This window comes from Aestuariimicrobium soli (genome assembly GCF_051192575.1).
GTDB classification, from domain to species: Bacteria; Actinomycetota; Actinomycetes; order Propionibacteriales; family Propionibacteriaceae; genus Aestuariimicrobium; species Aestuariimicrobium soli.
In genome coordinates this window covers 44095-64691 of record NZ_JBPJSQ010000002.1, presented here as the reverse complement: position 1 = coordinate 64691, position 20597 = coordinate 44095, and the positions used below count along the sequence as shown (strand labels likewise).

Below are 20597 nucleotides of genomic sequence, written 5' to 3'. Positions count from 1 at the left end.
TCCCGACGAATCAGCCGGCCAGCGAGCCGAGCACCCGGTCGAGCGCGTCGCAGGTGCGGTCGATGGCCGCCCGCTCCACCGTCAACGGCGGACGAAGCCTGACCGATCGTTCGCCGCAGCCCAACATGATGATCTTCTCCTCCATCATCGCCGACAGCACCCGGTCGCGCAGGGCAGTGTTCTCGAGGGTGACGGCGCACATCAGCCCCAGCCCGCGGGGGTTGGAGGCCACCGCGTGGCGGGCGCTGATCTCGGTGAGTCGTCCGAGCAGGTGGTCGCCCTCGAGCGCCGCGTTGTTCATCAACTGATCTGACTCGATCACCTCGAGAATGCGTCGGGCGCGCACCATGTCGGTGAGATTGCCTCCCCAGGTGGAGTTGATGCGGCTCGAGACCGTGAACACGTTGTCGGGCACTTCGTCGACTCGGCCGCCGGCCATGATGCCGCACACCTGCAGCTTCTTGCCGAAGCTGACGACGTCGGGCTGCACGGCGTGGTGCTGATAGGCCCACGCCTTGCCGCTCATGCCCCCGCCCGTCTGCACCTCGTCGAGCACGAACAGGGCGTCGTGGGCGTGGCAGAGGTCGCGCATGGCGCGCAGGAACTCACTGCGGAAGTGGTGGTCGCCGCCCTCGCCCTGCACCGTCTCGGCGATGAAACAGGCGATGTCGTGCGGGTGTTCGGCGAAGGCGCGCTCGGCCTGGGCGAGGGCCTCGGCCTCGACGGCACTCTGGTCGCGTCCCTCGGCCACGTAGGGCGAGGCGATGCGCGGCCAGTCGGGGAACTTCGGGTAGCGGGCGACCTTGTTGGGGTCGGTGTTGGTGAGGCTCATGGTGTAGCCGGAGCGCCCGTGGAAGGCGTGCTCGAGGTGCATCACCTTGGTGCCCAGCTCGGGCGAGCGCCCGTTGGCCTCGTTGTGGCGCGACTTCCAGTCGAAGCAGACCTTGAGGGCGTTCTCGACGGCTGCTGCTCCGCCCTCGATGAAGAAGTAGTGGGGGAGGGCGTCGTCCCCCATCACCCGGGCGAAGGTGTCGACGAAGCGCGCCATCGGCTCGGAGTAGACGTCGGAGTTCGACGGCTTGTTGAGGGCGGCCTCGAGCAGTTCCTCACGGAAGGTCGGGTCATCGACCAGCGCCGGGTGGTTCATGCCGAGCGCACTGGAGGCGAAGAAGGTGAACATGTCGAGGTACTCCTCGCCGCTCACCTGGTCGATCAGGGTGGTGCCCCGGGACGCCTTCAGGTCCAGGACGAGGGGGAGTCCATCCACCAGCAGGTGGGCTCCGAGTCGGGTTCGGACGTCATCGGCCGCGTAAGTTTCCATGCCGCGACACTAGTCGTGAAGTCCGCCACATGCGAGAGAAACCACGTCGATGCAACGAAATTGAAACAAGATGTCTTGCGAGCGACCGTCCCGGCGCGAAGTGCTGACGCGTCAGGAGGCCGTGGCTGCCGCCCGGTGCTCCGCGCGCTTCTGTGCCTGTTGCTGCTTCTGGGCCAGTTGCTCCCTCAACTCGGGATCGTCCATCACCAACCACACGAGACCGCAGTCGTGGGGGCCGGACGCCCCGGGCACGCAGAGCGAGCAGCGGTCACCCGGCCTCAGCGGGCACCTCGGCTGCACGAAAGACCTGGCTCGGGCAGCCCCCTCTCGGGGTGACGTGTTGCGGGTGGTGGTCGGGTCGCTCATGGCGGGTCATCTCCTCGCCATCATGGTCTCACCGGCACCGCAGGCGCTCGCGAGCGGGGTGCCCTCTGGCTAGCGTGGCCGACATGAGTTCCCTGCCCGGTGACCCCGTCTGGCCCCACGTGCTGTTCGACCTCGACGGCACCCTCGCGAACACGATTCCGATGATCCTGGCCTCCTACCGCTGGACGATCGAGAGCCACGGGCTCGCACCGGCGGACGACGCGACCATCCGCTCGTGGATCGGCCGCACGCTGATCGACATGTTCACCGAGCTGGCCGGGCCCGAGCGCGCGCCCGCGTTGGTGGAGTCGTATCGCGGGTGGCAGCACGAGCATTTCGACGAGTTGTTGCAGCCCTACCCGGGTGTACTGGAGGTCGTGCACGATCTGGCTGAGGCCGGGGTCGGCATGGCGGTGGTGACCAGCCGGTACCGGCCCAGTGCCGAACGGGCGCTGCGGGCGTTGGGTTTCGACGACCACCTGCACGTGCAGGTGGGCATGGAAGACACCGAGGTGCACAAGCCCCGCCCTGAGCCGCTGCTGCTGGCCGCGCGGGCGCTGACGTTCGACCCCGGTCGCACCGTCTATGTCGGTGATGCCACGGTCGACCTGGTCGCGGCCGAAGCCGCCGGCATGGCCGGGGTGGGCGTCACCTGGGGGGCGGGACTGCCGGCAGAGCTCGCGGCCCTGCCACACGCCGCCCTCGCGGACGACGCGGCTGGGCTGCGCTCAGTCCTGCTCCGCTGACCTCGGGTGAACGGGGTGGGTGGCTGAGTCGCGCGCCGACACCTGCCGGGCCCGCAGCTCGGCAACACCCCAACGGACGAGATCGTGGTCCTCGTCCGAGGTGAGCCCCGATCCCGTGATGGCGGCCACCACTCCCACCCCGGTCACACGGATGGGGAACGAGCCGCCGCCCGGGGCGTAGCTGTGGTCGAGCCAGCCGATCTCGGTGGGATTGACGCCCCAGGCCTTGAAGCGTGCCCCCGCGAGCGCGCTGGAGCATTCGAGGCGAAGCGTCACCCTGGCCTTGCGCTCCGCCCAGACCTCCTGGTCGGGCCTGGTGCCCGGCAGGGCCGCCCGGAACAGCACGAGGTTCGGGCGGCGAATGTCGATCAGGACGGTCAGGCCCTCGGCCAGGGCACGTTCGGTGACCAGTCGGCCCAACTCCCAGGCGTCGGACTGGTCGAAGTGCAGCAGTTCGAGTGCCTCCTGGGCCTCGAGCTCGGCCAGCCGGTCGGCGTCGTGTTCGCTCATTGGTCGTTCTCCTTCCCCGCGGCCAGCACCTGGCGACGGGCCTCGTCGAGGGTGTCGATGATGGCGACGGTCTCGTCCAGACCGTGATGGGGCGACTCGGTGCGCCCGTCGCCGATGAACCGCGCGAAGGCGGTCTGTTGCCACGACAGCCCTTGCATGCCGGGGCGTCCGGTGGTGTCGCTCCACTCGGCGAGCACCCCTCGTCCGTACTCGGCGGCGATGACGCGCAGGGTGGTCGGGTTGTAGAAGGGGCCGTCGAACTCCAGTCGGGCCACGGTGCCGATGATCGCGGCGCGGTTCGGCGTGGGCGAGGTGATGCCCGTGGTCACGGTCGACGCGGCCAGGGCGGTGTCGTGGTCGAGCACCACGGTGGCCGCGGTGTCGACACCGTGCGCGACCCGGCCCACGGCGGTGATCGACGAGGGCCTGCCGAACACCTGCGAGACCAGTTGCACCGGGTAGATGCCCAGATCGAGCAGCGCACCGCCCCCCAGTTCGGGCTGGTACAGCCGATGCTCGGGCGTGAACGGGATCGACTGACCGTGGTCGGCCACGACGGAGTGCAGGTCGCCCAGGGCCCCCTCGGCCAGCACCCGCCTGATGAGGGTGGCCTGTGGCAGGTAGCGCGCCCACATGGCCTCGGCCACGAACACCCCGGACGACCGCGCCGCCTCGACCAGGCGACGGGCCTCGTCCCCGGTGCAGGTGAATGGCTTCTCGATCACCACGTGCTTGCCCGCCGCGATGGCTGCCAGGCCCTGGGTCAGGTGCTCGCTCTGCGGGGTGGCGATGTAGACGACGTCGACGCCGGGGTCGGCCAGCAGTTGCTCGTACGACCCGTGGGCACGCTCGATGCCGTGCTCGTCCGCGAACGAGCGGGCCCGCGCGAGAGAACGGGAGCCCACGGCGACGGGCACCTGCCGGGTGTGCGCCCTCATGGCGCCGACGAAGATGCCGGCCACCCACCCGGGCCCGAGCACTCCCCAGCGCAGGGCGGGTTCCCCGGCGTCGGTGGCGTGTTCCGGGGGTGCGTCGGCGGTGAACAGGTCGTTGATCAACGGGTCGGGCAGGTCGCACGACATGGGGCCTCCTCGGGCTGATGTGCGAGTAGGCTACCCGCAGAGTTAGCACGTGCCAAGATGTGTCCGGATGGAAGACTCACCACCATGACCGACCCCCTGTTCGCCATTGTCGAACCCCTCACGCCCGGGGTGGATCCCCTCGACGTCACGGCCGTGGCCGACGCGTGGGCTGTCGACCAACCCGACCGGCTCGCGGCCGCCGGTTCGGGCTCGATCGCCGAGGCGGTCGCGCTGGCGGAACAGGCGCGCTACGGCAACCCCCGGCAGTTGCCCGCGGGCGAGGTGGCCAGTTGGCGCGAGGTGGGCTACACGACCGAGCCGGCCGACGGGCAGGGCTGGCCCGATGTCGACCTGGCCGGGCCCGTGACCACCGGTTTCGATCGCGTGCGCGACTCCTACGACGTGGTGGTGATCGGGTCGGGCATCGGCTCGGTGGCCGCCCGGGTCGCGGCCGAGGCGGGGGCGCGGGTGCTCCTCGTCGAGGGCGGGCACTGGTTGCCCGCCGACCGCACCCGCCCCGATGCGCTGCGCAATCAGCGGTTCGTGTCGGGGCTCGAGACGCCCGCCGGCCCGGTGTTGGCCGGCAACCCGCGTGTGGTCGGCGAGCCACCGGTAGCCGTCGCCGCCACCGAAGGTCGATGGAGCAACAACGCGTTCACCGTGGGCGGCGGCACCCGCGTCTTCGGTGCCCAGGCGTGGCGGTTCAGCGCCGAAGATTTCCGCATGGCCTCGACCTACGGCACGCCCGAGGGCAGTGCGCTCGCCGATTGGCCGATCACCGCGGACGACCTGGCGCCCTGGTACCTCAAGGTCGAGCACGAGCTCGGCGTGAGCGGCTCCCGTGAGGGCAACCCGTTCGCCGGCACCGACGAGCCGTACCCGATGCCGCCGGTTCCGATGAACCGCTCGGGTGAGGTGATGGCCGCGGCCGCACACCGCCTGGGGTGGTCGACGAACCGGGTGCCGTTGCTGATCAATTCGGTGGCCCGCGCCGGACGACCCGCCTGCCGCAGTTGCGGGGCGTGTGTCGGCTTCCCCTGCCGGGCGGAGGCGAAGAACGGCACCCACAACACGGCCCTGCCGATCGCGCTCGCGACCGGCAACTGCACGTTCGTCACCGGTGCGCGCGCAGCCCGCATCACCACCGCCACCACCGGTGGCGCGGCCAGCACCGTCGACGGTGTCGACCTGGTCGACGTCGCCACCGGTGCCCGTCGCCACGTGCGCGCGGGTCGCGTGGTGCTCGCGGCAGGGGCGGTCGAATCGGCACGCCTGCTGTTGTTGAGCGCCCACGAGGGGGAGCCCACCGGCCTCGGCAACGGCACCGACCAGGTCGGTCGACACCTCCAGGCCCATGTGTACCCCGGAGCGGTGGGGCTCACCGACGACATCATCCAGGAAGGGCTCGGCCCGGGGCCCACCGTGGCCGTGTCAGGGTTCCGCCACGGCAATCCCGGCATCGTGGGCGGCGGCATGCTTGCCAACGACTTCGTGCCGCTGCCGCAGTTCACCCTCGGGGTGTTGCAGCGGGCGGGGGTGCTGCCCGCTCACGGCGCGGGCGTGCACGAGGGCCTCGTGCGCCACTTCCGCCGACACATCATGATCTTCGGGCCGATCCAGGAGGTGACCACGGCCGACGCCCGTGTGCGGCTGGCCGACGACGTGACCGACTCGCTGGGCCTTCCGGTGGCACGGTTGAGCGGCGCGCTCCACCCCGAAGACCAGCGCACTGCCGACTTCATGCTCGACCGAGCCGTCGAGTGGCTCGAGGCGGCGGGGTGCCGCGAGGTGCATCCCCTGCGGTCGGGGGGCACCGGAGTCGCGGGCGGCCACGCCGCGGCGGCCCGAGCGGCCGCCGGACCCTCGGTGGGGCAGCACCAGGCCGGTACCTGTCGGATGGGGGACGACCCGGCCTCGTCCGTCGTGAATCCCGAGGGCAGGGTGTGGGGGCACGACAACCTGGCCATCGCCGACACCTCGGTGCATGTCACCAACGGCGCCGTGAATCCCGTGCTGACGGGGCTGGCGCTGGGCTGGCGCACCGCCAGCCTGCTGATGGCCCACTGACGGGTTCGCGGCCGAACCGGCGTGGTGAACCCATCGATCGATTAGCGTCGATCCATGGGTAGGCGAGCTCACGCGTCAGAGACCCCGGCCACCACCGTGCTGCGCAGGGCCGGGGTGCCCTTCGACCCCCTCACCTACACCTACGTCGATCGCGGTGGCACGGCCGAATCGGCCAGGCAACTCGGGCTCGACGAGCATGCCGTCATCAAGACCCTCGTGATGCAGGACGAGGACGCCCAGCCGCTGGTGGTGTTGATGCACGGCGACCGTGAAGTCGCGACCAAGCAGTTGGCCCGCGAGCTCGGCGTGCGCAGCGTGACAGTGTGCACCCCCGCCGTGGCCCAGCGCCACACCGGTTACCTCGTCGGGGGCACGTCACCCTTCGGCGTGCGCAAGCCGCTGCCCGTCTTCGTCGAGGCGTCGGTGCTCGACCTCGACCAGATCGCCATCAACGGCGGACGACGCGGGTTCCTCGTGCGGATCGCTCCGAGCGTGCTGACCGAGGTGCTCTCGGCCACCCCCGTCAACGTCGCCCACTGAGCGAGGTGCGTCGGCGTCGTCCGAGTGCGAGAGACTGGGGCGCATGAGCGCAGGCGTGGGGTCCTCCGAGGCCGGGGTGGGTGAGGTGACGACCGGCAACGTGCGACTGTTCGACGCCGAGCATCCCCTGGTTCTGGCCAGCGGACGAACCCTCGACCCCGTCGATGTCGCCTACGAGACCTACGGCACCCTCAACGACGATCGTGACAACGCCATCTACATCTGCCACGCCCTCACCGGTGACGCCCACGCGGCGGGCTGGCACCCCGGCGACAAGCGGCCCGGGTGGTGGGACAACCTGATCGGCCCGGGCCGTGCCCTCGACACCGACCGCTGGTTCGTGGTCTGTTCCAACCTGCTGGGCGGCTGCCAGGGCACCACCGGCCCCAGTTCCACCAACCCGGCCACCGGGCAGGCCTACGGGCTCGACTTCCCGCTGCTGCAGATGAGCGACTTCGTCACCGTGCACCTGGCTCTGGCGCAGCATCTGGGCATCGAGCGGTTCCACGCCGTCATCGGTGGGTCGTTGGGCGGCATGCAGGCCGTGCAGTGGTCGCTGCAGGCGCCGCAGACTCTTGAGCGCGCCGTGGTGATCGCCGCCTCGAGCCGCCTGACCGCCCAGAACATCGCCTTCTCGGCGGTGGGACGGCAGGCGATCATGCGCGACGAGTTCTTCCACGGCGGCCAGTTCGCCCGGGAGGGCACCAACCCCGACGTCGGGCTGGCGATCGCGCGCATGATGGCGCACATCACCTACCTTTCCGAGGAGGCGTTCCAGGCCAAGTTCGGGCGCAACCCCCAGGCCGCCGAGCCCGCCCCTGGTTTCGGCATCGACTTCGCCGTGGAGTCGTACCTCGATCACCAGGGGGAGGCGTTCCTGTCGAGGTTCGATGCGCTGAGCTACCTCTACCTGACCCGAGTGATGGACTACTTCGACCCGTTCGCCGACCCCGACGCCCTGCAGGCCCTGTTGGCCGACCCGGTGGACTTCCTGGTGGTCAGCTTCGATTCCGACTGGCGATTCTCGACCGAGCACAGCCGGCGCATCGTCCGGGTGCTCGAGCAGGCCGGGCTGCCAGTCAGTTTCCGCGACATCACCTCGACCTGGGGCCACGACTCCTTCCTGCTCGACGTGCCCACCTACCACCCGACGATTCGCGCATTCGTGGAGGCGGGCTGATGGTGTTGCGCGCCGACCTTGAACTGCTGGCCGGGCTGGTTCCCGAGGGATCGCGGGTGCTCGACCTGGGCTGCGGTGACGGTGCCTTGTTGTCGCATTTGTTCCGGACGAGGGGCTGCCGCGGCACGGGCGTCGAGAAGGACCCCCAGGCCGTGATTGCCGCCATCGGCATCCGTGTGCCCGTCATCGAGCTCGACCTCGACAGCCAGCTGGGGGAGTTTGCCGACGCCTCCTACGACGTGGTGGTGCTCTCGCGCACCCTGCAGACGGTGCACCAGCCCGAACAACTGCTGCGTCAGATGGCCCGGATCGGGCATCGGTTGGTGGTCTCGATGCCCAACTTTGGGCTGTGGCGTCACCGGCTGCGGCTGCTCACCGGCCGCATGCCCGTCAACAAGGACCTGCCCTACCACTGGTACGACACTCCCAACCTGCGGATGTCATCGCTCTACGAGCTGGAGCTGTTGTTCGATCGGCTCGATCTGGTGGTGGAGCGGCAGGTGCCGTTGGCTGAGGATGCGCGGACCTCACGGTTCTCGAGGCTTCGCCCCAATCTGACGGCGGGGGCGGCGATCTACGTGCTGCACTCGCAGCACTGGCACGAGGCCTAGCAACCCCTGCAGGAAAGGGCCTGATGTCAATCCGTGCGACCGGAATCGTATTTGTGCATTCAATAATCGGCTTATTGCGGCAAGTATGTGGCGAGCGCTTGCCTGGAACCTTAGGAGGAAGATTTGAAACGCTCACGTGTGGATAGTGACGGTGGCGAACGCCCTCGGTCGATTGATGGCAGGGCAATGGGCTTTCTCGTGGCGCTACCAGGCGCATTTTGGAGTGGACTATATCTTGGCACAAAACTGTACGGCGCCGCTGCGGTCGGGGCATCTCCCTCTGCGGTGACCTTCAAGCAGATGTCGCTTGGTATTTGTCTGGCTCCTGTCGTGTTCATCCCTCTTTGTTCCCCCAAGCGGGTTGGACTTCTTCATGTTGTTCTTCCCGTCGCCGCTTTCGTGATTCAATTCTTCATGTGTATGTTGAACAGCTTCTAGCTGTTGCGGAGGTGAGGTTGTTTTCCCCCGGACGTGGGTCGTGATGGCGCGCAGGTCCTCGGCTGCAAAGTAAGGAACTCGAACAGGGCAACCGTCGCCTAGGGGTCTGTCATGAGCTCTGTGTAAGTGGTTCTCGGTGTGATGCCCGGCTGGGTCTGGGTGGATCGGAGAATCGGATCATGGGCGACCATGACGCAGTGGTGCGGCTGACGGGCCGGATTTGACGGGGTTGGCTGAGCAGATGGTGGCCAGGGCCCGGGAGTCGGGGATCGAGTTGGCGGGCAGCAGTTGGGCATGCGACGTTGCAGCAGCTATGCCAGTGTCGGGACGAGCGTCGACTGGGCGACCTTGCGTCAGGCGGGCAGTTCCGACTTCAGTGTCGAGTATGGGACCAGATTTGGGGCAAGGCGAGTGCAACTGCACTGCTAGGCGGCATGGGTGCGCCTGGTTCGCGGTGAGGCTCTGGTGGGCGGCGGCCTGGGGTGCGGCTGCTCGGTGGTTGTGCGCGGCGGAGGAAGGCGCGCGGTTTCCCGAATGTGAACCGTAACGCGCGCAAGATCCAAGGGTCCATATCGACCCCACTTCCGACTATGACGACAAGGAGTATCGACAGATGGCGACGTCTTCACCGCAATATCCCCACTACATGAGGTTGTGTTTTGGTAGTACTGGATCGAACAGTGGCTCGGTGGCTCAGGTTCTCATTGAGTGCAGCAAGTACCTCAGCAAGAAAGGGATTCGTGACGTCGGGGCGATCCGCCTGGACAGGTCCCAGGCTCTGCTCACGCAGCTAGTCGCCTACGCCGGGCCCGAAGAGCGGCGGCATGGCAGAGTTCATGATTTTGCTCCCCCATTGCCACCCATGGCGACCCTTCCTTCGATGGAGGAGATTTCGCTGGACGTCCTGGATGTACGCGTTGAAAGTGGTTACCATCCCTATCTTGAATTCGGCGTCTCACTTCCGGAGAGCGATTGCGACAAGGGGGTCGTTGCCCGCTTGCTTCGGCACGCGGCTGCATTGATCGGGCAGCTTGGTGCTGGCGTCTTTGTCCAAGACCTGTTCGTGAATCGGGAATTTGATGATGAGGGACTCCCGTGGCCGAGCCTCACGGTCTACGTATCGGCTCATGATTGACATCCGCAAGAGTACTGGTCCACATCCTCCGCGTGGTCGTGCCCGAGCTCGATGACCACAAGCAGTCTCGGCTCAGCACGGAGCGGCGTCTCCTCAAGCGCGGCCGGCGACCCAAGGGCCTGTGGGACACAGGCAACATGCCGACTGGCGCACAGGTTGCCGGTGACGTGTGGGCATCTTCGAACCGCTCGTGCCGGCTGTACGCTGATCTGCGCCTAGCATCGAGGTCCGTCAGTTGCGCTTCGTCAGTAACGAGGACGACCGACGAGTTGGTGGCGTCAGGTCTGGCTCCCCCCGATGTCGTACGAACCTGGCAGCGCCTCATCGACGACGAGCTGGCCCGACTACGAGCGCGGGCTCAGTGCCGCGGTGAGCCGCTCGGCCGACGTTCCCAATCCCCAGCGCTCGGTGAGCGCCGCCAGGCGCTCGTCGTCGCGCGGCAGCCGCTCCAGGTCGAGCGCCGCGGTGTCGAGCTCCAGATCGGTGACCACCTGCACGACCACCTGCGCCGGCCCCAGGTAATCGATGGCCCCCTCGAGCTTGCGGCGCAGGCCCGCCGACATGGCTGAGTTCGGGTCGCTCGCCGCGGCGGCGATGTCGTCCAACCCCCCATAGGCGGCGATCAACTGGGCGGCCGACTTCTCCCCGATCCCAGCCACACCGGGCAGCCCGTCGGAGGCGTCTCCCCGCAACACCGCGAAGTCGACGTACTGGTCGGCCCGCACCCCGTATTTGGCCTCCACCCACGCCGAGTCGACCAGGTCATGCTTGGCCACCCCCTTGCCGACGTAGATGACGCGCACGTACGGCTCGTCCTGGTCGGTGGTGGCCAACTGGAACAGGTCGCGGTCGCCGGTCACCACCAGCACCGGTCGATCCGCCTGCCGGGCCAACGAGCCGAGCACGTCGTCGGCCTCGTGATCGTCCGCTCCGATCACCGGGATGCCGAAGGCAGCCAGCACCTCGCGAATGATGGGTACCTGCACGGCCAGGGCCTCGTCTGCCTCCTCGGCCTGTCGGCTGACCGCACCGGCGCCGCCCGCCCCGATCACGTCGGAGTGGCGAGCGGGCGCGACCCGGTGCGCCTTGTAGGTGGGCACCAGGTCGACCCGCCAGGTCGGTCGCCAGTCGTTGTCCCAGGCGCAGGCGATCGCTGAGGGCCGGTACTGCTCGATCAGCCTGGCCAGCGAGTCCATCAGCCCGCGCACGGCGTTCACCTGGGTGCCGTCTGGCGCGGTCATCGAGCTGGGCAGCCCGAAGTACGAGCGGAAGTACAGCGACGCGGTGTCAAAAACCATGAGCGGTGCAGGGGTCACACGTGAAATGGTGTCACGATTGGCCGCATGGAGACCCTTGATCACCACATTCTCGCGCTCCTGGCCGCCGATGGCCGCATGTCTTACACCGACATCGGCAAGGCCACGGGGCTGTCGACGTCCGCTGCGCAGCAGCGGGTGCGGCGGCTCGAGCAGCGCGGGGTGATCACCTCGTATCGGGCGGTGCTCAGCCCCGAGCAACTCGGTCGCACGCTGACCGCGTTCATCGCGATCCGCCCCTTCGACCCGGCCGAGGACGAACTGGTGCCGCCGGCGATCGCGGCGATGCCCGAAGTGATTGATTGCTACTCGGTGGCGGGGGAGGCCTCGTACCTGCTGAAGGTGCAGGTGGCCACCACCACCGAGCTGGACGAACTGCTCACCCGCATGCGCCTGAACGCGAAGGTGTCGACGTCGACCACGGTCGCCCTGACCACCCTGTTCACCGATCGACCGCTGCTTGAACCCGCAGGGCACGGCTCGACGGGCGCGGACGAGGCGTGACCAGCGATCGGCTCAACCGCTGGCTGCGGGCGGTGCTGCTGATCGCCGCAGGCGTGGTCACGGCCGGGGGGTTCGCTCCGTTGCAGTGGTGGCCTCTGGCGATCATCGGGCCGGCGGCCTTCTTCTGGTTGGTGCGCGGCGGCATCGACGAGCACAGTCTCGGGGTCCGCAGCGGACTGTGGCGGGGGTGGCTGTTCGCCCTCGGCTTCTACGGAGCGCTGATCGGCTGGATCGGTGTGCTGGGTTGGTACGTGACCCCGGGTCTGGTCGGCCTGATGTCGATGCACCCGGCCCTGGTGGGTCTGGGCGTCGTGCTGGTGCGCAGGCTGCGCTGGTGGCCACTGTGGACCGCCGCGTGCTGGTCGTTGGGGGAGTGGACCGCCGGCCGGTTCCCGTTCGGCGGGTTCTCGTGGGGACGACTGGCCTGGACGACGGCCGACCAGCCCCTCGGAGGTTGGTTGGGGTGGGTCGGAGCATCCGGCGTCAGCCTGTTGTGCGCCGGGGTTGCCGCCGCGATCGCTCACCGGATCGAGGTGGCGCGGCGTCGTCCACTGATCGCCGAGGGCGCGGTCGTGGCACTGGTGCTGGCCGGCGTGGCTCTCGGCCGGGTTCCCGCCGTGCCTGCGACGGGGCAGAACGTGACCATCGGCATGGTGCAGGGCAACGTCGACGGGTCGGCCGGCCCCGACTCGATGGGCTACGCCCGATCGGTCACCAACAACCACCTCTCCGAGACCATCACGCTGATGGCCCGCGCGCGCACCGGTGTCGACCCCATGCCGCAGTTCGTGCTGTGGCCCGAGAACTCCACCGACATCGACCCCACCGTCGACGTCGAGACGCGCCGCATGATCACCGAGGCCCAGCAGCTCGTGGGGGTGCCGATGTTCATCGGCATCGTCCGCTTCGGACCGGGCCCGGACGAACGCCAGACCTCCGGGCTGTGGTGGACCGCCGACGGCCCCGGGCAACGCTACGACAAGCAGAACCTGGTGCCGTTCGGTGAGTACATCCCCTTCCGCGACCAGTTGCTGCCACGGTTCCCGATCCTGCAACAGGTCGGCGCGCAGGGGGTGCCCGGCACTCTGCCCGGGGTCACCACCGCGACCGTCGCCGGTCGTCCGCTCACAGTCGGCGACATGATCTGCTTCGAACTGGCCTACGACCAGACGGTGCACGAGATGGCCCGCCTCGACCCGCAGGTGGTCGTCGTGCAGTCGAACAACTCGACCTACACCCTCACCGGCCAGCCGGCCCAGCAGTTCCAGATCACCCGGGTGCGCGCCATGGAGATGCGCCGAGAGGTGGTCGTCGCCACCACCGGTTCGTTCTCGGGACACATCGATGCCCACGGACGAGTGCTCGACCGCACCCGCGAGGCCACCGCCGCCGCCCGCACCTACACGGTGCCGGTGCGCCAGGGGGTCTCGCTCGGGGTGAGGATCGCCCCTTGGGTGGAGTCCGGGGCGGCCCTGCTCGCCCTGGGGGCCATGGTGGTGGGGCTGGTGAGCGCGGTGACCGCGAGCCGCGCCCGGCGACTGGCTAGGCTGGAGGGCGATCGACCCGCCGTCGCCACCAATCAGCAGGAGTAGCCAGCATGACGAGGCCGCCCATCACGACCGTGCTCGTGGTCATTCCGACCTACAACGAGGCCGAGAACCTGGAGAGCATCGTCGGCCGCCTGCGCCGCGCCGTTCCGGTGGCCGATGTGCTGGTGGCCGACGACAATTCGCCCGACGGCACCGGAGCTATCGCCGACCGACTCGCCCAGGCCGACGACCACGTGCACGTGATGCACCGCGCCGGCAAGCAGGGCCTGGGTGCCGCCTACCTCGCCGGCTTCGCCTGGGGCCTCGAGCGTGGCTACGACGCCATCGTCGAGATGGATGCCGACGGCTCGCACCAGCCCGAGCAGCTTCCCCTGCTGCTCGAGGCACTGCGCGACGCCGACATGGTCAAGGGATCGCGCTACGTCAAGGGCGGCAGCACCGTGAACTGGCCCGCCACCCGCAAGGTGATCAGCCGGGGCGGTTCGCTGTGGAGCGCCGCCGTGCTGGGGTTGCCGCTGCGCGACGTCACCGGGGGGTTCAACGCCTTCCGCGCGGAAACGCTGCGCACCATCGGTCTGGACGAGATCGCCTCGGCGGGTTACTGCTTCCAGATCGACCTCGCCTGGCGCACTCACAAGGCCGGACTGGTGATCAAGGAGGTTCCCATCGAGTTCGTCGAGCGCGAGTTCGGCGACTCCAAGATGAACCGCTCGATCGTGGTCGAGGCCATGATCCGCACCACCCTGTGGGGGGTCGACCACCGGGCCAAGCAGGTCAAGCGGGCCCTGACCCGCGGGCACTGACGATGGCCCGAACGCCCCGCCGTTGGCTCACCCCGCTGTTGGTGGTGATCTTCGTCGGGCTGCCCATTCTCGAGGTCTTCCTGCTGGTCAAGGTGGGCGAACTCATCGGCGTGCTGCCGACCATCGGCCTGCTGGTGGTGACGGCCGTGCTGGGTGCGTGGCTGATGAAACGCGAGGGCGCCAAGGCCTGGCGGGGGTTGCGCGACGCGTTCGGTGAGGGCAAGGTGCCCAGTCGGGAACTCTCCGACGGTGCGCTGGTGCTGGCCGGCGGACTTCTGCTGACCCTGCCCGGGTTCACCACCGACGTCGTCGGCCTGCTGTGTCTGCTGCCGTTCACCCGGCCGCTGCCTCGTCGTCTGCTGAGCTGGTTCGCCGAGCGTCAGGTCGACCGCGCCGGGCTGGGCGGGATCGGCACCACCTTCTCGACGGGCATCACCCGCATGCGTGGCGACGTCATTCCCGGTGAGGTCGTGGACGACGCCACCTCACCCTCGACCGGCGCCGGGAATGGCGCGACCCCCGACGACCCGGGTCGGGCCATCGAGGGTCGGGTCATCGAGGGTCGGATCGACGACTGATCAGTACTGCTGATCCTTGCGGTGCAGGTCGAGGCGCTCCTGCAGCAGTTCTTCGAGGTCGCTGACCGACCGGCGCTCGATCAGCATGTCCCAGTGCGTGCGCACCGGCTTCTCGGCCTTCTCCTCGGCCTGGGTTCCATCGGTGCGCACGGCCTCCTTGCCACAGCGGGGGCACTCCCACACCGCCGGGAGTTCGGCCTCGCTCGCGAAGGTCAGCTCGAAGTGGTGTCCGTTGGGGCAGTCGAATCCCAGCTGCAGCCGGGAGGCGAACTCGATGCCCTCCTCGTCCTCGAAGCTCTTGGAGCCCAAACCCATGCCACGCAGAGCCCTGTCAGCCATCGTCCCCTCCTCAGGTCGGTACGGATGCACCCTGACTCGAGGGTAGCGAGGCCGGTCAACCGCCGGGGCGGATTCGCCGGGGAACGACTACGACCAGAGGCCGCGGCCGACCAACACCTGCTTGAGCACGTCGATGGCGTCACTGACGAGTCCGTCGACGCCGAGGTCGATCAGGCGGTGCATCTCGTCGGGGTCGTCGATCGTCCACACGTGCACCCGTCGGCCGGCCCGGTGTGCCCCGCGGACGAAGCCTCGGGTGACGACGGGCACGCGTCGTCCGGCCACCTCGTGGTGCGTCGGAACCTGGTAGGCCAGCCCCGGCCCGGGCAGTGGCAGGCCGACCACTCCGGCGGCCATGGCGGCCGCCACCTCGACGGGTCCGCACGACGTGGCCGCGGTGCCCTTCGGCAGGGGTGCCGCGAGCCGACGGTAGGTCGCCAGCCGTGACTGGCCGAACGACCCGACACACACCCGGTCGAACGCCGCGTGGGCACGCAGCAGGTCGGCAAGGGGAGCCTCGGCACCGGCGGCCTTGATGTCGACGTTGAAGCGGGCGTCGCGGAACTCGTCGACCAGGTCGGCGAACAGCGGGATGGGCTCACCGTTGACCCTCACCGCGCGCACCTGGTCGAGGGTGAGGTCGCGGATCAGTCCGGAGGCATCACTCACCCGGTCGAGCCGGTCGTCGTGGAAGGCGACCAGGTGGCCGTCCCGGGTGACGTGCACGTCGGTCTCGAGGTAGCGGAAGCCGAGCGCCACCGCGTTGCGGAAGGCGACCGCCGTGTTCTCGCGACCCACATTGGCCGGCAACAGGCTGCCGCCGCGGTGGGCCAGGGCCGCGAAGCCGACATCGAAGTAGGGATGAGTCTGCACGGGCACCATCCTTGCTGGAGCGATGCCCGAAGTGCTGGAAGAATGCCGCTGTGCTGGAAGAATGCGGGGGGTGACCCGCATTCTCTCGATCCAGTCGCACGTCGCCTACGGGCACGTGGGCAACTCCGCGGCCGTCTTCCCGCTGCAGCGGCTCGGCGTCGAGGTCTGGCCCGTGCACACGGTCACCTTTTCGAACCACACCGGCTACGGCGCGTGGCGCGGGCCGATGATCCCCGCGGACGAGGTGCGCGAGATCGTGCGCGGCATCGACGAACGGGGCGCCCTGGCCACCGCCGATGCCGTGCTCAGTGGCTATCAGGGCGGCACCGACGTGGGGGCCGCGATCGTCGACGCGGTCGACCTGACCAAGCGTCGCAACCCCCGAGCGATCTACTGCTGCGACCCGGTGATGGGCGACGTCGACACCGGCTTCTACGCGCTGCCCGGCATCCCGGAGTTCATTCGGGACTCCGTCACCCCACGCGCCGACGTGATGACCCCCAACCTGTTCGAACTGCAGTTCCTGACCGGTCGCACGGTCACCTCGGTGCCCGAGGCGCTGGCGGCCGCCCACGACCTGCGCTCACAGGGGCCCGAGACGGTGCTGGTCACGTCGGTGGTGGCCCCGGACGAGCATCTCGTGCGCATGCTGGCCGTCAACGGTGACGAGGCGTGGCTGGTCGAGACGCCCTTGTTCGAGGGCTATTTCACCGGCACGGGAGACCTGACGGCGGCGATGTTCCTGGCCCACCTGTTGCAGGGGGCCGGGTTGCGCGGAGCCCTCGAACGCACCGCGGCCATCGCCCACGGGGTGCTGCGCGCAACCGTGCTGAGTGGCGAGGCCGAGCTGGCGCTCGTCGAGGGGCAGGAACAGATCGTGGCCCCGAACGCATTGTTCGAGGCCACGAGACTGGGTTGATCAGCTCATTGGGTTGATCAGCTCACTCGTGGAAGACCTCGATGTTGGCCCCCAGCTTGTTCAGGCGGGTGGGCAGGTCTTCGTAGCCGCGGTTGATCACGTAGACGTCGCGCAGCACCGACTCTCCGCGGGCGGCCAGGGCGGCCAGCAGCAGGCAGACCGCGGGGCGAAGCGCCGGCGGGCAGACCATGTCGCGGGCACGCCACCCGGTGGGGCCGGTGACGATCAGGCGGTGCGGGTCGAGCAACTGCACGGTGCCGCCAAGCTTGCCCAGCTCGAGCAGGTGGATGGCGCGGTTCTCGTAGACCCAGTCGTGGATCATCGTCTGCCCCTCGGCGGCCGCCGCGATCACGGCGAAGAAGGGCAGGTTGTCGATGTTGAGGCCCGGGAACGGCATCGGGTGCACCTTGTCGACGGGCGCCTTCAACTGTGACGGGTGGATCGTGATGTCGACCAGGCGGGTGAAGCCGTTGTGGCTGCGGTACTCCTCGCTCAGGGAGAACTTGAGACCCATCTCCTCGAGGATGGCCAGCTCGATCTCGAGGAACTCGATCGGAGCCCGGGTGATCGTCATCTCGGAGTCGGTCACGATCGCCGCGGTGATCAGGCTCATCGCCTCGATCGGATCCTCCGACGGGAAGTAGTCGACGTCCTCGTTGATGTCGGTCTTGCCGACGATCGTCAGAGTGGTGGTGCCGATGCCGTCGATCTGCACCCCGAGCTGGGTGAGGAAGACGCACAGGTCTTGCACCATGTAGTTGGGGCTGGCGTTGCGCAGCACCGTGGTGCCGGCGGTCTGCGCCGCCGCCATCAGCGCGTTCTCGGTGACGGTGTCGCCGCGCTCGGTGAGGGTCACGTGACGCACACCCTTGATGTCGCGCGAGACGCGCGCCTGGTAGAAGCCCTCGGTGGCTTCGACGTCGAGGCCGAACTCGCGCAGCACCTGCAGGTGGGGCTCCACGGTGCGCGAGCCCAGGTTGCAGCCGCCGGCGTAGGGCAGCTGGAACTCGGTGTAGAAGCGCAGCAGCGGGCCCAGGAACATGATCACCGAACGGGTGCGGCGGGCCGCCTCGAGGTTCATCTGGTCGAGCCGCAGGTCGTCCGGTCGACGGATCGTGAGCAGGGACTTGTCGTCGCTCCACGTGCACTCGACCCCGATCGAGGTGAGCACCTCGAGAATGCGGTTGACCTCTTCGATGCGCGCGATGCCGCGCAGCCGGGTGGTGCCCTTGTTGATCAGGCTGGCGCACAGCAGGGCGACCGCCGCGTTCTTGGACGAGCGCACCTCGATCGAGCCCGACAGCTTGGTCTCACCCTGGATGCGGAAGTTCATGGTGCGCGAGTCGGCGCGGGTGATCAGGGGGGCCTCGAGGGCCTCGGCGATCTTGTTGATCATCTCGAGGCTGAGGTTCTGGTTGCCGGCCTCGATGCGGTGGATGGCGCTCTGCGAGGTCGAGAGCTCCTCGGCGAGCTGCTGCTGTGTGAGGCCGCGCTGCTTGCGTGCGTCGCGGATGAGGCTGCCGATGGCGGCGGGGCTGGTGGTAGTCACTCGACCACGATAACTCATTTACGATATGAAGCAAGCACCCGCGTGTCGAGCACTAGAGTGTGGGCCATGAGCTCGCATTACGACGTCGTTGTCCTGGGCGCTGGCCCGGGTGGTTACGTGGCCGCCATTCGTGCCGCCCAGCTTGGCAAGAAGACCGCCATCATCGAGAAGCAGTACTGGGGCGGTGTCTGCCTGAACGTGGGCTGCATCCCGACCAAGTCGCTGCTGCGCAACGCCGAGATTGTCAACCTGGTCACCAAGGAGGCCGACAAGTACGGCCTCGAGGGCCAGGTCACCGCCAGGTACGGCAAGGCGTTCAGCCGCAGCCGCGAGGTGAGCAAGCGCATGACCAACGGCGTGCACTACCTGATGAAGAAGAACAAGATCACCGAGTACGACGGCTGGGGAGAGTTCGCCGACGCCTCGTCGATCACCGTGACCAAGGCCGACGGCTCGACCGAGACCGTCACCTTCACCGACTGCATCATCGCCACTGGCGCCACCACCAAGATGCTGCCCGGCACCCAGGTGACCGACAAGGTCGTCACCTACGAGGAGCAGATCCTGGCCGAGGAAGTGCCCGGCTCGATCATCGTCGCCGGCTCCGGCGCCATCGGAACCGAGTTCGCCTACGTGCTCAACTCCTACGGCGTCGACGTCACGATCGTGGAATTCCTCGACCGTATCGTGCCGCTGGAAGACCCCGAGATCTCGGCCGAGCTGGCCAAGGCCTACAAGAAGCAGGGCATCAAGCTGATGACCGGCACCAAGGTCGAGTCGATCGACGACTCGGGCGACAAGGTGCGCGTCACCGTCTCGCCGGCCAAGGGCGGCGACCAGCAGGTGCTCGAGGCCGACAAGGTGCTCTCGGCCATCGGCTTCCAGCCCCGCACCGAGGGCTATGGGCTCGAGAAGACCGGCGTCAAGCTCACCGAGCGGGGTGCCATCGACATCGACGACTACATGCGGACGAACGTCGAGCACATCTACGCCATCGGCGACGTGACCGCCAAGCTGATGCTGGCCCACACCGCCGAGGCCCAGGGCGTCGTCGCGGCCGAGACCATCGCCGGCCACGAGACCTTCCCGATCGACTACATCATGGTGCCCCGCGCCACCTACTGCCAGCCGCAGGTGGCCAGCTTCGGGTACACCGAGGCGCAGGCGAAGGAGAAGGGCCACGAGGTCAAGGTCGCCAAGTTCCCGTTCTCGGCCAACGGCAAGGCTTGGGGCCTGGGCGAGGGAACCGGCTTCGTGAAGATCGTGGCCGATGCGGCGCACGGTGAGCTGCTGGGTGCCTCGATGATCGGCCCCGACGTCACCGAGCTGCTGCCCGAACTGGTGCTCGCCCAGAACTGGGATCTGACCACCGAAGAGATCGGCCGCACCATTCACGCGCACCCGACCCTGTCGGAGGCCCTGAAGGAGGCCGCCGAGGGCGTGCTCGGGTCGTCCATCAACATCTGAGTCACCACCCGGACGACCGCGCCGCCGGTCAGTCCTCGTCGGGGGCCTCGCCCGCCAGTGCTTTGGCGGCGAGGCCCTCTTCGTTCGCCACCTCCCAGACCTCCTTGGCCGCCGAGCCGTTGATCACGACGATCAGCACGCCGAGGACGAGATCGGGCCAGCCCGATCGGCTCCAGGCCGTGACGCCGGCCATGGCGATGATGGCGGCGTTGACGAACACGTCGTTGCGCGCGGCCAGGAAGGCGGCCCGTCCCATGCTGCCGCCGTGGTGGCGGATCCTCATCGGGATGAGGGCGCACACGCCGTTGACCACGATGGCGCCACCGGCCGTGAGCACCAGCGACAGCACCTCGGGAGGATGCGGGTCACGGAACTTGACCACCGCCTGCCACAGGGCGGCGATCGCGGGCACGAGAATGATGACCGCCATCACCTTGCCCATGCGCGAGCGCCAGTGCAGCGACCACCCCAGGGCGAGCGCGATCAGCAGGTTGACCGCGGTGTCCTCGAGGAAGTCGACCGAGTCGGCGAACAGTGACACCGAGCCGATGCGCACGGCGACGGCTGCCTCCACCACGAAGTAGGCGAGGTTCAGCAGTGCGACCAGCACCACCGTGTGGCGGAGCCGGGAAGGACTGACGAACGGCTGGTCGGACGAGGGTGCAGGGGCGGAGTTCACCGGACCAGTCAAGCACCGATGTAG

At 68.4% G+C, this 20597-nt stretch carries 21 protein-coding genes; 12 read left to right on the top strand and 9 right to left on the bottom strand.

Translation table 11 applies throughout. From position 1 onward, the window contains the following. Window positions 1-10: 10 nt before the first annotated feature. Together lat and ACSDQ9_RS01670 are read right to left on the bottom strand one after the other, a co-directional pair. Complete coding sequence (lat, locus tag ACSDQ9_RS01675) at window positions 11-1321, bottom strand: L-lysine 6-transaminase (RefSeq protein ID WP_435142903.1); 1311 nt, start codon at window positions 1319-1321, stop codon at window positions 11-13. A gap of 111 nt (window positions 1322-1432) precedes the next feature. Further along, complete coding sequence (locus ACSDQ9_RS01670) at window positions 1433-1687, bottom strand: DUF6767 domain-containing protein (protein ID WP_435142902.1); 255 nt, start codon at window positions 1685-1687, stop codon at window positions 1433-1435. Between the two features lie 83 nt (window positions 1688-1770). Between ACSDQ9_RS01670 and ACSDQ9_RS01665 the strand changes: the two genes are divergently transcribed. Next, on the top strand, window positions 1771-2433 hold the full coding sequence (locus ACSDQ9_RS01665) for an HAD family hydrolase (RefSeq protein ID WP_435142901.1): 663 nt from the start codon (window positions 1771-1773) through the stop codon (window positions 2431-2433). Here the strand turns inward: ACSDQ9_RS01665 and ACSDQ9_RS01660 are convergent. Beyond that, a complete protein-coding gene (locus ACSDQ9_RS01660) occupies window positions 2416-2943 on the bottom strand; it encodes a heme-degrading domain-containing protein (protein WP_435142899.1) in 528 nt (175 codons plus the stop codon). The two genes, ACSDQ9_RS01665 and ACSDQ9_RS01660, sit on opposite strands and share 18 nt — an antisense overlap. Then, window positions 2940-4025, bottom strand: a complete 1086-nt coding sequence (locus tag ACSDQ9_RS01655) for a Gfo/Idh/MocA family protein (RefSeq protein WP_435142897.1) — start codon at window positions 4023-4025, stop codon at window positions 2940-2942. The genes ACSDQ9_RS01660 and ACSDQ9_RS01655 overlap by 4 nt, the downstream gene beginning before the upstream one ends. Before the next feature lie 84 nt (window positions 4026-4109). Here ACSDQ9_RS01655 and ACSDQ9_RS01650 point away from each other — a divergent pair, with 84 nt between their 5' ends. From ACSDQ9_RS01650 to ACSDQ9_RS01630, 5 genes are all read left to right on the top strand, one after another. Further along, entirely contained in the window at window positions 4110-6092 is a 1983-nt protein-coding gene (locus ACSDQ9_RS01650; protein ID WP_435142895.1) for a GMC family oxidoreductase, read from the top strand. Between the two features lie 54 nt (window positions 6093-6146). Then, window positions 6147-6632: an aminoacyl-tRNA deacylase gene (locus ACSDQ9_RS01645; RefSeq protein WP_435142893.1), complete on the top strand. Its 486-nt coding sequence runs from the start codon at window positions 6147-6149 to the stop codon at window positions 6630-6632. A gap of 43 nt (window positions 6633-6675) precedes the next feature. Next, window positions 6676-7812 carry a homoserine O-acetyltransferase MetX gene (metX, locus tag ACSDQ9_RS01640; protein WP_435142891.1) on the top strand — a complete coding sequence of 379 codons (1137 nt, stop codon included), beginning with the start codon at window positions 6676-6678 and terminating at the stop codon, window positions 7810-7812. Next, complete coding sequence (gene metW, locus ACSDQ9_RS01635; RefSeq protein ID WP_435142889.1) at window positions 7812-8423, top strand: methionine biosynthesis protein MetW; 612 nt, start codon at window positions 7812-7814, stop codon at window positions 8421-8423. Before metX ends, metW begins: the two co-directional genes overlap by 1 nt. Window positions 8424-9549: 1126 nt before the next feature. Continuing rightward, a complete protein-coding gene (locus tag ACSDQ9_RS01630; protein ID WP_435142887.1) occupies window positions 9550-9996 on the top strand; it encodes a hypothetical protein in 447 nt (148 codons plus the stop codon). A 344-nt stretch (window positions 9997-10340) separates the two neighbouring features. Here the strand turns inward: ACSDQ9_RS01630 and ACSDQ9_RS01625 are convergent, their stop codons facing one another. Further along, complete coding sequence (locus tag ACSDQ9_RS01625; protein WP_435142885.1) at window positions 10341-11294, bottom strand: 5'-3' exonuclease; 954 nt, start codon at window positions 11292-11294, stop codon at window positions 10341-10343. 45 nt (window positions 11295-11339) lie between these two features. Here ACSDQ9_RS01625 and ACSDQ9_RS01620 point away from each other — a divergent pair, with 45 nt between their 5' ends. Genes ACSDQ9_RS01620 through ACSDQ9_RS01605 form a run of 4 tightly spaced genes read left to right on the top strand, consistent with a single transcriptional unit; the run spans window position 11340 to window position 14747 of the window. Beyond that, window positions 11340-11816 (top strand): Lrp/AsnC family transcriptional regulator, encoded by a 477-nt coding sequence (locus ACSDQ9_RS01620; RefSeq protein WP_435142883.1) that lies wholly within the window; start codon window positions 11340-11342, stop codon window positions 11814-11816. Then, window positions 11813-13408: an apolipoprotein N-acyltransferase gene (lnt, locus tag ACSDQ9_RS01615; protein ID WP_435142881.1), complete on the top strand. Its 1596-nt coding sequence runs from the start codon at window positions 11813-11815 to the stop codon at window positions 13406-13408. The genes ACSDQ9_RS01620 and lnt overlap by 4 nt, the downstream gene beginning before the upstream one ends. A gap of 5 nt (window positions 13409-13413) precedes the next feature. Then, window positions 13414-14169: a polyprenol monophosphomannose synthase gene (locus ACSDQ9_RS01610; protein ID WP_435142879.1), complete on the top strand. Its 756-nt coding sequence runs from the start codon at window positions 13414-13416 to the stop codon at window positions 14167-14169. A gap of 2 nt (window positions 14170-14171) precedes the next feature. Continuing rightward, complete coding sequence (locus ACSDQ9_RS01605; RefSeq protein ID WP_435142877.1) at window positions 14172-14747, top strand: FxsA family protein; 576 nt, start codon at window positions 14172-14174, stop codon at window positions 14745-14747. Here the strand turns inward: ACSDQ9_RS01605 and ACSDQ9_RS01600 are convergent, their stop codons facing one another. Then, entirely contained in the window at window positions 14748-15086 is a 339-nt protein-coding gene (locus tag ACSDQ9_RS01600; protein ID WP_435142875.1) for an RNA polymerase-binding protein RbpA, read from the bottom strand. Window positions 15087-15173: 87 nt separating this feature from the next. Next, the gene (locus ACSDQ9_RS01595; RefSeq protein WP_435142873.1) at window positions 15174-15959 is read right to left on the bottom strand and encodes a glycerophosphodiester phosphodiesterase; all 786 of its coding nucleotides are present in this window, start codon (window positions 15957-15959) and stop codon (window positions 15174-15176) included. 70 nt (window positions 15960-16029) lie between these two features. Here ACSDQ9_RS01595 and pdxY point away from each other — a divergent pair, with 70 nt between their 5' ends. After that, window positions 16030-16878: a pyridoxal kinase PdxY gene (gene pdxY, locus ACSDQ9_RS01590; RefSeq protein WP_435142871.1), complete on the top strand. Its 849-nt coding sequence runs from the start codon at window positions 16030-16032 to the stop codon at window positions 16876-16878. A gap of 22 nt (window positions 16879-16900) precedes the next feature. Here pdxY and ACSDQ9_RS01585 read toward each other — a convergent pair whose 3' ends face one another. Next, window positions 16901-18445 carry a helix-turn-helix domain-containing protein gene (locus ACSDQ9_RS01585; protein WP_435142869.1) on the bottom strand — a complete coding sequence of 515 codons (1545 nt, stop codon included), beginning with the start codon at window positions 18443-18445 and terminating at the stop codon, window positions 16901-16903. 48 nt (window positions 18446-18493) lie between these two features. Between ACSDQ9_RS01585 and lpdA the strand changes: the two genes are divergently transcribed. Beyond that, entirely contained in the window at window positions 18494-19894 is a 1401-nt protein-coding gene (gene lpdA / locus ACSDQ9_RS01580; RefSeq protein ID WP_435142867.1) for a dihydrolipoyl dehydrogenase, read from the top strand. A gap of 28 nt (window positions 19895-19922) precedes the next feature. Here lpdA and ACSDQ9_RS01575 read toward each other — a convergent pair whose 3' ends face one another. Beyond that, a complete protein-coding gene (locus tag ACSDQ9_RS01575) occupies window positions 19923-20573 on the bottom strand; it encodes a cation transporter (RefSeq protein ID WP_435142865.1) in 651 nt (216 codons plus the stop codon). Window positions 20574-20597 lie beyond the last annotated feature (24 nt).